The organism is Desulfosporosinus youngiae DSM 17734, assembly GCF_000244895.1.
In the GTDB taxonomy this organism is placed as follows: domain Bacteria; phylum Bacillota; class Desulfitobacteriia; order Desulfitobacteriales; family Desulfitobacteriaceae; genus Desulfosporosinus; species Desulfosporosinus youngiae.
This window is the reverse complement of sequence record NZ_CM001441.1, coordinates 677,565-689,864: the sequence shown is the minus strand read 5'-3', so window position 1 is coordinate 689,864 and position 12,300 is coordinate 677,565. Positions and strand designations below refer to the sequence as shown.

Here is a 12,300-nt window from a genome sequence, read left to right as displayed (position 1 = left end):
AATAGGTTATAAAAGAACGAAAGGAGGATTAGATGAGGAAAAAAATGCTTATTATTTTAACTATAATCTCGATTATTACAATACTTGTATTTCTAAGCTTTTCATACAGAGGCTCAGTGAAAACTATAAAACATGGCTATTTCCCAGTACAGAGTGATGAAACTACGATAACTAATTACAAACCTCTGCGATGTGATATAGACGACTATAATATAATGTTAGTAGTTCCGGCTGCTACAGAGATCTATGGTAGTTCTGACAAAGGAAATGAGATGCGATTTAGTATCTATCTGGTAAATAAGGATTTGGCATTTCGAGGATATCTACAAATATGGGAAATTAAGGATCTAGAGCGTTTCCTTAGTTATAGTAAATCCTTAAGTCCCTTTGATTTTAAATCTTATAAGGTTAGTAATATCGAAAAAAGTGAATATCAAGGATTCATAACCGAATGGACCGCCGAATTTGGAGAAGGATTGATCAGCGGAAAAGAGTATTGGTTGAAAATCAACAATACTAAGGAAGTGGTCAGACTATCAATTTTGACAGATACCGCTGATTTCCCAAATATGTTGGAAGAGGTTATACAACAGATATTAGATTCATTACAAATAGACATAAAGTCTTTGATCTGACAGAAAGAGATGATTTCTGTTTATTTAGCCCATAAACTTATAGACTATCTGACCGATTGCTCCATTTTGGGCCACACCGGTTTTTTTCAGCCTAAAGGCTCTTCCCCTCCAAACCCACAATAATGGTCACACAGCTACTTTCGCATTTTCTCTGATTTACCCATGTATACATATTGTTCTCAAGCCGAATTCATGTAAAGCAAAAAAAGGCCCTAAAGCCTTAATATTCATGGAAAGTTAGGTCAAAAAGATGCTACCCGAACATGTTTGGATTTTTGGTTTTTAATAATCAATAGCTTTCGTTGAAAGGCAGAGAATGCCTTTTAAAATTAGCCCCAATCAGGGGACAAGAGAAAGTCGCGGATGTTTCTGTGCTTGATACCGTTGCGGCTCATGTCCAACTCGTCAAGTGATATGACATACTTGGGGAAGTTATCTCGGATGCTATTATATACACCGAACTCACGCTCAATGGTTTCTTCTGATGCAAGCAAATAGGATACCTGAACATACAGTTTTTGTCCTTGCTTCTCGCAGACAAAATCAATCTCTTTTGCAGCGGTTTTTCCTACTGTAACCTTGTACCCGCGTCGCAGTAGCTCCATAAAAACAATGTTTTCGAGGATCAGGTTAATGTCCTTCATATTTCCGCCAAAAACGGCTTCACGTATTCCGTGATCGGCAATGAAATATTTCTCATTTATTGTGAGGATCCTTTTTCCCTGTAAATCCTGCCTCTTGACGCGATAAAACAGGAACGCTTCCTCACATGCCTTCACATAGTTCAAGATTGTCTCCGGCGCAACAGTCCGGCTTTCACTCTTAAGATACTTTGAAATCGACGTTGCGGAGAAGGCAGTTCCTACGTTTGCCGTAATATAGGCAATAATTCGCTCAAGCAGATCAACATCCCTTATATTGTTCCGCTTGACTATATCCTTGAGGACAACGGAATTATAAAGGTCCTGCAAGTATTGTTGGCTCGGCTGATCTGCATACCGGAGATTGCTCAGATACGGCATACCGCCGATAGTAAGATATTTTGAAAAAATGTCGTTTCGAGAAGTCTTCGGAAAGATTGTTTGGTACAACTCGATTAATTCGCCAAATGAGAAAGGATAAATGATGAATTCAACATAACGTCCGGCAAGATAGGTGGCAAGCTCCCCCGAAAGCAACTTGGCGTTTGAACCCGTGATATAAATATCGCAGTCAAACTCAACCCGGAAGGAATTAACGCACTTCTCCCACCCGTCAACCTCCTGAATCTCATCAAAGAAGAGATAGGCCTTTCCAGTAATTGCGGATACCTGTTTCTGAATCTCATCACGCAGTGCCTCGGCAGTACACAGTCGAGCGTTTCTCATATTCTCAAAGTTAAGGGATATAAACTGCTTGTCGGAAATACCAGATGCAATCAGCTCTTCGCGGATCAAATCCAGCATGACAGACTTTCCGCTGCGGCGAAGGCCTGTCAAAACCTTAATAAGCTCGCTTCCGATGAAAGGACGGATACGGCTCATGTATAATTCCCGTTTAATCATTAAGGTAATGACCTCCTCTCCATATTAGAATTATACCAAAGATATATCGAAAATTCAACAAATAAAACCGATTTTATAAGTTACAACTTGTTAAATTAAAAACTTCTAAGCGTTTAGCAGGCATAACTAATGTTATAGTAGAAAAATTCAACATCGCACAGCCTATTGAGATGTACTAGGCGCAGGACACACACAGAATTCCATTAGCACAAGATTGTAAGGTCCCTTTGCCGGTTTTATTAGGAAGTAAGTTCATCGACAAATAAATCAAACCCCGACGGGGTCAAAAAAGATGCCATCGTGTGTTTTCGGAGGTATTGACGCCGTTTAGGACAAGATAGCCCTTCAGATACTTTTCAGCGGACTGCTGGCAGTGATAACAGATGATTTCGATGGAACAGGCTTCATGTTGGTTAAGTATTCGGCGCTTCACATATCCATCACCGCAAGGTTATGTCAATGCTTTTTTTATTTAAAAGGGCGCATATTCATGGAACAGCGCCCTTTCTCATGAAGTTTATTGGTAAATCCAGCTTACCTCCAGCCTCCCCCGTTCATTATCCTGACACTGCCCGCTTACCCTTGCGGGGGATCATAAAGGTCATTGGTCTTTGTCTCGATGACCTTTATATCCCTTACACCTGTAAGGGTGCCGTGCGCCGTAAGGAATATCCCGCTGGCGATCAGAGAATCCATGACGTTCATGGCTTCAGCCAACTGAATATCCTCCCGGGGCTGGGGAAAGGTTATCGAAAACGTATTCCCTCCGCTGGTTGTGAAGGATAGCCTTCCTGTTCTGTTCGTAGTTACAGCCAACTTAAGCACATCCCCCTTCCCTTGAATTTACCCGAGTTTACTCCTCGTTGATCAATTCCTCCGTTTTACGGAAATAGACATCGAGAAGAGTATACTCCGACAGGCTGAAGATGGCGTAAGCCGCATCATAAACAGCTTGTTCCGAGGCATTGAAGACAATATTGTTCAGGGTTCTCTGCCTGGTGATCGGAGCACCGGTGTCGCTGATACCGGTCTGATAAACCAATACCAGAGCAGCGCTGTATGGCGTTGCCACAACAGGCATTAAATCACCTCCTTTTGGCCAATGTGACAGGCTAGGCTGTCCTACAACCATCCTATGGCCTTGTCCACCGAAAGGTTCCAAAGTCAGTGAATTACTTTAAGAGGTTTTTTAGGGGGCGGCCACTCCTTAATCGTCTCAGCTATGGTCTCAAGCAGTTTCTGGGTTTCTTTTCTTTTTTCCTCCTTCAGCTTCGCATCAAGATGCGTCAGATTGGTCAGGGCTGTCGTCAGCTCGAAAAAGGCCGTGCTGATGGTCTTACAGCAGGTATTGCAGCGCTCCACATACTTGGCGGCAGCGCCCGGGTCAATTTCCGTTTGGAGGTTGTGCGTCGGTAAAGAAGTATTGCTTGACGGAGGGGCATTGCTGACTGAGGAGCTTGCGCCGGCAGCAGAAGCGTCCCTTGGGACATTTTGCAGATAATCAGGCTGGACCAAAGCTTTGGCTTGTTCCTTTTTTAATTCTGAGATGGTTCTGTGAATCCGTTCCAGTTCTTGTTTGAGGACTTCCTTTTCCTGAAGAGCTTGCGCCTTCTCCTGCTTGGCTTGGTCCCTGTCTTTCAGAGCCTGCTGCAGCTCTTGTTTCGTCATGCCGGCCACATCGTTTTGAGCCAGGAATTCCTCCCTCTCCTCTGCCGGTAAACCCAGCAAGAGGAGGGCTTGGGTGTATGTCAAATTCGACACTGGTGACGAATTTGAACTGCTCTGTCCATCGGGGAAGCTGGACTCATACTCTTCATAGAGCCTCATCAGTCTTTCTGCAGTTCTCTGGGTATAGCTTACGGACTCTTCCAGCCACTTTCCCCATTCCCCGTGCTTGACTAGGCTCTTCGCTTCTTTCAGCCGGCAGCCGATTTCAACGGCACTGGCCAGCAGGATCTTTTTGGTCTGGTGGGTAATCATATTGATTTCAGCCGCAATCACAAGCGGTGTCCGTTCGGCTGCTAAATCATTCACTCCATCTGCCCGCCCTTTCCTTAATTCGTCTAATGCAGAATATGCCGGCAGGTACTGGATAGTGAAGTTCATAGCCAAAGCAGAAGGCTCAATCCCGCTCTAAGATTCTCAAGGCCGGAGCTTACTCCTTGTATCTCAACTCAAGGGCTGCAGCCTTGATAAAATAATAAAAGTGCGGATTATGAAGACAAAGACAAAAACCAAAGTCCTAATCATACTAGTATTGGGATTATATTTCTTTACACGAACAGGCTAGAAATTATTATTTAGGTTGCTCTCTCATCTTGCCAATGATTCTTCTGAGTATCGTTAGGCCTTTTAAGCTTATTGTTACTTGAAAGAGTAAGGTAACATAATCCATAACCTAAAACGGAGAAACAAATGGATGTTACCAAAAAATCCAGCCCTTCCATATGGACTCCTCCCCTCAATTTAATTTCTACCTGAAAAACACCCTGAAAAAGAACGTAAACAATTATAAACGAGTTCATTACACAACTACATTTCGATATTTATTATTATATAATATTTATTATAAATTGCAAGAGATTGTGAAACTTGTTTTATGAATGCCTGTTACTGTTTCATGACCTTGATATTTTAAAATAGATTCAAAGCCAAAGATGAGCGCCTTCTCCTGGTTTTGTACCAATGATTAACTGAAAAACCGACTGCCGGCAGCTAAGACGCTGCCGGCAGTTCCCTCTTCACTATAAAGGGTCCCGATGCTGATAATTTATAGTTACTTCTTTGTCCTCAACACATACCCTCATCCTCAGCAATTTTTAGTATATCTCACCTGCGCCTTTTAAGCAGCTCCCTGCTAACCTCTGCAATCCCAACCCCGCGATCTTCAAGCATCACTAAGACATGATAGAACAAGTCCGAAACTTCACACCTTATCTCTTCCGGATCGGCATTCTTAGCAGCGATAATCACTTCCGCGCTTTCTTCCCCAACCTTTTTGAGAATCTTGTCAATGCCCTTCTCGAAAAGATAAGTCGTATAAGCTCCTTCAGGCCGTTCCAGGTTCCTGGAATGGATCACCTCTGTCAATAGCTCCAGGGTCCTTCCCAGGGTAGGCTCAGGTCTTAGGTTTGCTTCTCCAATCCCCTTGAAGCCTTGGCTGGTCAGATCATAGTGAAAACATGAGAAATAGTTTTCATGGCAAGCCATACCGGTCTGCTTCACAGTCAGGAGCAAAGCGTCCTGATCACAGTCAAACTTGATATCAACCATCTCCTGGAAATGTCCTGAGGTTTCCCCTTTCAACCAAAGGGATTGCCGGCTTCGGCTAAAATAACAAGCCTTCCCTTCAAGTAAAGTCCGCCGTAAAGACTCTTCATTCATATAGGCCAGCATTAAAACTTCCTTAGTCTCTACATCCTGGACAATTGCGGGAATAAGCCCTTGCGTATCCCAGCGGATCTTTGATAAGTCTAAGGCTTGTAGTTCATTTGCATCCATATGTATCTCTACCTTTCTTTACCATCATCTAGCGTTCATCTAAAGCGTAATTCGAAGGGAGCTTTGAAAGGTTAGTTTGCTCTGCCTCATAGAACTGAGAGCTGTGTCACACAAGTCCCCGTACTAGTATTCCCCTCTGCGCTAAATACCGTTTAGCTTCCTCAATGCTATACTCCTTATAATGAAAGATCGAAGCGGCCAGGACAGCGTCTGCTTCCCCAACAGTTAGCCCTTCCGCGAGATGTTCTAAGGTTCCTACCCCACCGCTCGCTATGACGGGCAGGGATACGGCTCGACTCACAGCCCTGGTCAATTCTAATTCGTAGCCAATCTTGGTCCCGTCGCGATCCATGGAAGTTAAAAGAATCTCTCCCGCGCCGAGAGCTTCCACTTCCGCGGCCCATTCTAAAACATCCTTGCCGGTCGCCGTTCTTCCACCATGAATATACACTTCCCATTGACCCGCTGCCGTACTTCGCGCATCAATAGCTACTACAATACATTGACTTCCAAAGGCATGTGCTCCTTCCTGAATAAGCCTGGGAGTCTGAACCGCCGACGTGTTCAGCGCAATTTTATCCGCTCCCGCTCTGAGCATGCGGCGGATATCCTCAATAGTCCGCAATCCGCCTCCGATTGTGAAAGGAATAAAAACCTGCTCAGCGGTTCGGCGCACTACGTCAACCATAGTTTCCCGGTTATCAGATGAAGCGGTTATATCCAGGAAAATTAACTCATCCGCGCCTTCTTGGTCGTAGAGGGCCGCGAGTTCCACTGGGTCTCCCGCGTCACGTAACTGCACAAAATTGGTTCCCTTGACCACACGCCCATCATGGACATCTAAACAGGGAATGATCCGCTTACTTAACATGTCTCATTCCCTCCTTAACCTTCTTTTGCTTCTGAGATTAACGCTTTTCCACGAGCAGCCTCCAAGGCTTCCCCCAGGGTAAAGGCCCCGCTATAGAGCGCTTTTCCGGTAATAGCGCCTTCAATAGCAACTCCTTTAAGCACTTCGGCCTGCAGGTTTCTCAGATCAGCTAACGTAGAAATCCCGCCTGAGGCGATCACAGACAGGCCGGTTTCCTGAGCCATCTGTACGGTACTCTCCAGATTAGGTCCCTGGAGCATTCCGTCGCGTGAGATATCTGTGAAGACCACACTTTGAATTCCCACGGCTTTCATAGCCTTTCCTAAATCGACAGCCCGCATTTCTGTCGTTTCAGCCCATCCTTGAACGGCGACCAAGCCGTCCTTGGCATCAATCCCCACGATGACTCGTTTCCCATATCGGCGTGCCGCCTCGGCAACCAATTCCGGATTTTTAACGGCGATCGTGCCTAGAATAACCCGTTCAACCCCTAACTCTAATAACTCTGTAATCTGCTCCATCGTGCGGATTCCACCGCCTACCTGAATTTTCAGCGAAACACTGCCGACAATCCTCCGTATGGCTTCATCGTTCATAGGCTTTCCGGAAAAGGCGCCATTCAGATCAACCATATGTAAATACTCGGCTCCTTGTTTCTCAAAGTCTTGAGCAACTTCAACAGGGTTATCTGCGTAAACCGTAGAATCCTCCATCCTCCCCTGTAAAAGGCGCACCGCTTTCCCCTCTTTTAGATCAATGGCCGGAAAGAGCAGCATTTTCATTCACCCACTTTCCAAAATTCGTCAGAAGTTTGAGACCCCAGGGACTTGATTTTTCCGGATGAAATTGCGCCCCCCAGACATTGTCCTTGCTTACAACCGCGGGGAAAACAACCCCATAGTCACTGGTCGCGGCGACATCCCTCTTCTCGCCAGGCTCCGCATAATAGGAATGAACAAAATAAAAGTAGGACTCATTAGGAATCCCTTCCAATAAATACGAAGGCTGCTCCAGCTGCAAACTATTCCAGCCCATATGCGGAACCTTTCTGCCCGGTGGAAATTTGACCACCCGACCGGCTAACAGTCCTAATCCGGCGTGCTCGCCGTGTTCTTCTCCAACTTCAAAGAGAATCTGCATCCCTAAACAGATTCCCAAAAAGGGCCGCCCTGAGCGAGCGAAACGGATGAGCGGCTCAATCCATCCCCCTTGTCTTAAGGCCTGCATCGCATCGGCAAACGCCCCAACTCCTGGGAGTATAAGTCCATTCACTAAGTTCAGTTCCGTTGGGGATGCCATAATCGTTGCTTCAAAACCGACCTTTTCCAAAGCCTTTTCCACACTTCTCAAGTTTCCCCGTCCATAATCGACAATTCCTATCATTTATAAAACTCCTTTGGTTGAAAGGATGCCACTATACCGAGTGTTCCGGCGCAGAGCCAGACCAAGGGCTCTCCCCACTCCTTTAAAGGCAGCTTCCAGAATATGATGTCGGTTTTTTCCTGAAAATTTTCTCACATGCAGGGTAAGCCCGCTCTGTACTGCTAACGCCCTGAAAAACTCCTCCGCCATCTCCACTGGAAACCCGCCAACCATACCATCCGGACACTCCACATCCCAAACCAGATAAGGACGATTTGATATATCCAGAGCCACTTGCACTAGAGCCTCGTCCATAGGAACCAGAGCCTCCCCAATTCGTTCAATCCCTGCTTTATCCCCGCAAGCTTCCCGCACTGCTTGCCCCATTACGATCCCACAATCCTCAATCGTATGGTGGGCATCCACCTCCAGATCCCCACTGGCCTCAAGGATGAGATCAAGATAGGCAAAGCGGGCAAACGCTGTCAGCATATGATCAAAGAACCCAAGCCCGGTCTTAACTTGAGCCTCTCCTGTTCCATCCAGGTTCAAGCGTACACGGATTTCTGTTTCCTTAGTTTTCCGTTCAATATAGGCTTCTCTCATAATTTTCTCCTCTCGACTTCCTCATAGGCTAAGTGCAGCTGCGCTAATCTCTCGAACGGCTCGAATAAACCCTTCATTTTCCTCCGGCAGCCCCGCACTGATACGCAGGCATTTGCCAAGCGCAGGAAGCACGCCCATGTTCCGAACCAGAAAACCCCGCCTTAACAATTCCGACGCCCACCGGTCGGGGTCTTCCGGTTTAAAGAGGATAAAATTCGCCCGCGTCGGGTAAACCCTTAGATTTGGCACCCCATTTAAGGCAGCCTGCAGCTTTTGGGTTTCTGCCTTAATCTGCTGAATTTGCTCTTGGTATTCATTTAAATAATCCAAGGCCAGGATTCCCGCTCTCTGGCTGAACGAGTTGACATTGAAGGGGGGCCGTACTCGATTGATTAAGGAGATAGTTCCCGGTTGCCCCAGCAAATACCCTACGCGAAGGCCGGCCATTCCAAAGGCCTTAGAAAATGTCCGCATAATCACCAGGTTAGGATAATTTTTGATCTCAGGAATCAGCGTTTCTCCTGAAAATTCAGCATAGGCCTCATCTACCACGACAATTTTGCCGCTTTCCCCCACGAGCCGGAGAATCTCCTCCCTCGGAAACAGCGATCCGGTGGGATTGTTGGGATTGCAAATAATGACCAGCTGAGCCTCCGGAGCTTGAGATGCCCTTAACATTTGCTCCGTGTCCAGGTCAAGGCCATTTAACAAGGGCACCTCCACAACTGTAGTTTCCGTCAATTGAGCATAGATCTGATACATGCCAAATGTCGGAGGATGGATAATCAAGGATTTTCCCGCACCGCCGAACGTAAGTAAGATCATTTGGATCAACTCATCCGATCCGTTGCCGATCAGAATTCCTTCCGGAGAGGTTGCCGTATACTTAGCAATCCGCGTCTTAAGGTCCTGTCCCATTCCATCCGGATAGCGGTTAAATGCCAGTTTTTCGGCAACCAGGGTTTCCCTCATTTTTGCGGGCCACGGAAAAGGGTTTTCATTGGCATCCAGCTTAATGCACTCAGGCATATATTTTGTTTCGTAAGGAACCAGCTGACGGACTGCAGGACGAACCAATCCTTCAGGATTAGCCGATTTTCTTTCCATAATAACTACATCTCCCTTGTGTGACCTTGGATTAAATCTTCTTTGCCTCTTCTCTGCCCCTAAACCGTACTTCCACAGCGCGGGCATGTGCTTCTAAACCCTCACTGCGGGCGAGTAAAGCGATCTGCCGGGCATCTCTTTTCAGAGCTGCTTCCGAATAACCGATGACACTAACCTTTTTCATGAACATATCCACATTAAGGGGGGAATAAAAACGTGCCGATCCTCCGGTAGGTAAGACATGATTCGGCCCGGCAAAATAATCTCCGACCGGTTCGGGAGAATACCGCCCCAGAAAGACTGCACCGACATTGCGGACTTGCCCCAACCAGGAATACGGGTCTTGCACGACGAGTTCAAAATGCTCCGGGGCAATTTGGTTGGCCAAATCCATTCCCTCTTGGAGATCTGAGACAAGGATCGCTGCCCCATAGGTTTCCCAGGACGCTCTGGCAATCTCGGCACGGGGCAAATCCGCAAGCTGCCTCTCCACAGCAACCATGGTCTGTTCAAGGAGTTCCTGAGAGGGTGAGACCAGGATCGCTGAGGCTAAACGATCGTGCTCGGCCTGAGAGAGTAAATCCGCCGCCAACTCTTCCGGATCTCCGCTCTCATCCACTAAGATTAGAATTTCACTCGGTCCGGCCAGCATATCAATATCTACCGTTCCAAAAACTTGCTTTTTGGCTAAGGTCACGTAAATATTTCCCGGTCCGGTTATCTTATCCACCTGGACGATAGTTTCCGTCCCATAGGCTAAGGCCGCAATCCCCTGAGCCCCTCCTACTTTATACACTTCACTCACCCCGGCTTCAGCCGCCGCCACCAAAACCTCCGGCAGAAGCGTGCCATCCATTCCAGGGGGACTGACCATCACGATTTCTTTGACTCCGGCTACAACCGCAGGTAAGGCGTTCATCAATACCGAGGATGGATACGATGCTGTTCCGCCAGGAACATAAATCCCCACGCGCTTGAGCGGAAGCAGCAGTTGTCCCAGCAGGCTCCCATCCGCATCCGGTTCCAGCCATGAGGTTCGTTTCTGCTTCTCATGATACCTTAAAATATTTGCTTTAGCAGTCCGCAAAGCCTGCAAGAAATCCTCACTTACCTCTTGATAGGCCTCTTGAATCTCCTCATCTGTGACACGCAAGCCGCTTTGACGCAGGTTAACGTGATCAAATTCCTCGGTTAATTGATAGATTGCTTCTTCTCCATCCTCCTGAACACGCTTGAGTATTTCCGTAACACGTTGTTCTAAAATTTGATCGTCTCCATAGGATTTCCGGGTAAGACGTTTTAAATCAAGCTCTTTTAGCTTCTCAACCTTCATAAATCCTTCATCCTCCAATTTGTTCCTCAATATCCGGGGGTAATCGTACTAATTTGCCGAAGCCTCTGCTCGTGAATGTTCGCGCAGGCCTTCAACTAAATCCCGTATCCGTTCGTATTTCATGCGGTAGGCTACACGATTTGCAATTAAACGGGTAGTGGCTTCGAGAATGGGAGCTACCTCGACCAAATGGTTTTCTCTCAGCGTTTTTCCGGTAGAAACAATATCGACAATCATTTCTGCCAGGTTGACACAGGGAGCCAGCTCCATATTTCCATGCAGCTTAATAGGTGTAACCTGCATTCCAATTCCGCTAAAAAAGCGCTCAGTCACCCGGGGAAACTTCGTAGCTACCCGTTGATGGTTCAGCCCGCTTAAGTCGTACTCTCCACTGGGAAGTTTAGGAGGAACACTCGCTTCCAACATCGCCACCACAAAACGGCAATACCCAAATTTGAGGTCCAGCAATTCAGCCACATCCTTGTTTTCTTCCAGCAAGGTGTCCTTCCCCACAAATCCCAGATCTGCAGCCCCATATTCTACATAAGTCGGAATATCTGTCGGCCGGCAAATAATAATTTTTGCCTTACTATTCGGAAGATCATAGAAGAGCTTCCGCGAATCTTCATTAACATGACTGCATTCTATCCCCACTCGGCCCAACAATTGAATCGAGTCAGTCAACAACTTTCCCTTAGGCAACGCAATCGTTAAAAAATCTTTATCCACCCGGGCATCCCCTCTCTACTATCCCAAGAACTAAGAACTAAGAACTCAATCGTTTATTTATTTAGTACTTTAGTTAATTAAAGTGCTAATATATTAATTATATCAATGTCCTTTTACTCTGGCAACCCTTTAAGGCAAATTAAAATTAGTTTTAATCCTCAGACTTTTCAAATAACCATTTATCTTAGTTTCCCCATAAAAAAAACTGCTGCCGAACTTAGAAAAATTCGCAGCAGCTCTTTATTATTTTCTACCCTACACATTCCAGGCAATTTTCATTAAATTATAGATGCGCTCCATAATGTTGATTCATCACTGTCGATGAATACTTCTGGAGCTTCCATTCCGGAACCTTACATATGGGACAGACACTTATAAACCATTTATTCCTCATCCAGCGGGCAGCTCGGCCGTGCCTCGAATTATAGATAATAAAACGCCGGTTGCAGTGGGTTACAATCTCCGCCATATCCCCTCTTCGAGTCAAAGACTTGATTCCATGCAATTTGCCGCTGCGAGAGGGCCATAGTTTAATTTTCTCTACTAAATTACAGAAATCTACATTTTTGCGATAATACCGCTTCTTTTCTTTAAGGGCTGCTTGAGACACTT

General features: G+C 46.1%; 15 protein-coding genes. 1 reads left to right on the top strand and 14 read right to left on the bottom strand.

Annotated features, from left to right (window positions below; genetic code table 11):
- Nucleotides 1-32: 32 nt before the first annotated feature.
- Complete coding sequence (locus tag DESYODRAFT_RS03295; protein WP_007779375.1) at nucleotides 33-635, top strand: hypothetical protein; 603 nt, start codon at nucleotides 33-35, stop codon at nucleotides 633-635.
- A 329-nt stretch (nucleotides 636-964) separates the two neighbouring features.
- On the opposite strand, the gene DESYODRAFT_RS03290 is transcribed toward DESYODRAFT_RS03295, so the two are convergent.
- From DESYODRAFT_RS03290 to pylSn, 14 genes are all read right to left on the bottom strand, one after another.
- Nucleotides 965-2,179: an ATP-binding protein gene (locus tag DESYODRAFT_RS03290; RefSeq protein ID WP_007779373.1), complete on the bottom strand. Its 1,215-nt coding sequence runs from the start codon at nucleotides 2,177-2,179 to the stop codon at nucleotides 965-967.
- A gap of 283 nt (nucleotides 2,180-2,462) precedes the next feature.
- On the bottom strand, nucleotides 2,463-2,612 hold the full coding sequence (locus tag DESYODRAFT_RS26905; RefSeq protein ID WP_242833528.1) for a HEPN domain-containing protein: 150 nt from the start codon (nucleotides 2,610-2,612) through the stop codon (nucleotides 2,463-2,465).
- A 143-nt stretch (nucleotides 2,613-2,755) separates the two neighbouring features.
- Nucleotides 2,756-2,995 carry a DUF2922 domain-containing protein gene (locus DESYODRAFT_RS03285; RefSeq protein ID WP_007779370.1) on the bottom strand — a complete coding sequence of 80 codons (240 nt, stop codon included), beginning with the start codon at nucleotides 2,993-2,995 and terminating at the stop codon, nucleotides 2,756-2,758.
- A 37-nt stretch (nucleotides 2,996-3,032) separates the two neighbouring features.
- Complete coding sequence (locus DESYODRAFT_RS03280) at nucleotides 3,033-3,260, bottom strand: DUF1659 domain-containing protein (RefSeq protein ID WP_007779368.1); 228 nt, start codon at nucleotides 3,258-3,260, stop codon at nucleotides 3,033-3,035.
- Between the two features lie 83 nt (nucleotides 3,261-3,343).
- Complete coding sequence (locus DESYODRAFT_RS03275; RefSeq protein ID WP_007779364.1) at nucleotides 3,344-4,213, bottom strand: DUF3102 domain-containing protein; 870 nt, start codon at nucleotides 4,211-4,213, stop codon at nucleotides 3,344-3,346.
- 795 nt (nucleotides 4,214-5,008) lie between these two features.
- Nucleotides 5,009-5,680 carry a bifunctional phosphoribosyl-AMP cyclohydrolase/phosphoribosyl-ATP diphosphatase HisIE gene (hisIE, locus tag DESYODRAFT_RS03270; protein ID WP_007779356.1) on the bottom strand — a complete coding sequence of 224 codons (672 nt, stop codon included), beginning with the start codon at nucleotides 5,678-5,680 and terminating at the stop codon, nucleotides 5,009-5,011.
- A 106-nt stretch (nucleotides 5,681-5,786) separates the two neighbouring features.
- Nucleotides 5,787-6,551: an imidazole glycerol phosphate synthase subunit HisF gene (gene hisF / locus DESYODRAFT_RS03265; RefSeq protein WP_007779353.1), complete on the bottom strand. Its 765-nt coding sequence runs from the start codon at nucleotides 6,549-6,551 to the stop codon at nucleotides 5,787-5,789.
- Between the two features lie 14 nt (nucleotides 6,552-6,565).
- Entirely contained in the window at nucleotides 6,566-7,327 is a 762-nt protein-coding gene (gene hisA, locus DESYODRAFT_RS03260) for a 1-(5-phosphoribosyl)-5-[(5-phosphoribosylamino)methylideneamino]imidazole-4-carboxamide isomerase (protein ID WP_042339281.1), read from the bottom strand.
- Complete coding sequence (gene hisH, locus DESYODRAFT_RS03255; protein ID WP_007779349.1) at nucleotides 7,305-7,934, bottom strand: imidazole glycerol phosphate synthase subunit HisH; 630 nt, start codon at nucleotides 7,932-7,934, stop codon at nucleotides 7,305-7,307. Before hisH ends, hisA begins: the two co-directional genes overlap by 23 nt.
- The gene (hisB, locus tag DESYODRAFT_RS03250; RefSeq protein WP_007779347.1) at nucleotides 7,935-8,519 is read right to left on the bottom strand and encodes an imidazoleglycerol-phosphate dehydratase HisB; all 585 of its coding nucleotides are present in this window, start codon (nucleotides 8,517-8,519) and stop codon (nucleotides 7,935-7,937) included.
- Between the two features lie 21 nt (nucleotides 8,520-8,540).
- On the bottom strand, nucleotides 8,541-9,626 hold the full coding sequence (gene hisC, locus DESYODRAFT_RS03245) for a histidinol-phosphate transaminase (RefSeq protein WP_007779345.1): 1,086 nt from the start codon (nucleotides 9,624-9,626) through the stop codon (nucleotides 8,541-8,543).
- A gap of 31 nt (nucleotides 9,627-9,657) precedes the next feature.
- Entirely contained in the window at nucleotides 9,658-10,959 is a 1,302-nt protein-coding gene (gene hisD, locus DESYODRAFT_RS03240; protein ID WP_007779344.1) for a histidinol dehydrogenase, read from the bottom strand.
- Nucleotides 10,960-11,007: 48 nt separating this feature from the next.
- Complete coding sequence (hisG, locus tag DESYODRAFT_RS03235; protein ID WP_007779342.1) at nucleotides 11,008-11,688, bottom strand: ATP phosphoribosyltransferase; 681 nt, start codon at nucleotides 11,686-11,688, stop codon at nucleotides 11,008-11,010.
- Between the two features lie 283 nt (nucleotides 11,689-11,971).
- A complete protein-coding gene (gene pylSn, locus DESYODRAFT_RS03230) occupies nucleotides 11,972-12,298 on the bottom strand; it encodes a pyrrolysine--tRNA(Pyl) ligase small subunit (protein ID WP_007779340.1) in 327 nt (108 codons plus the stop codon).
- Nucleotides 12,299-12,300 lie beyond the last annotated feature (2 nt).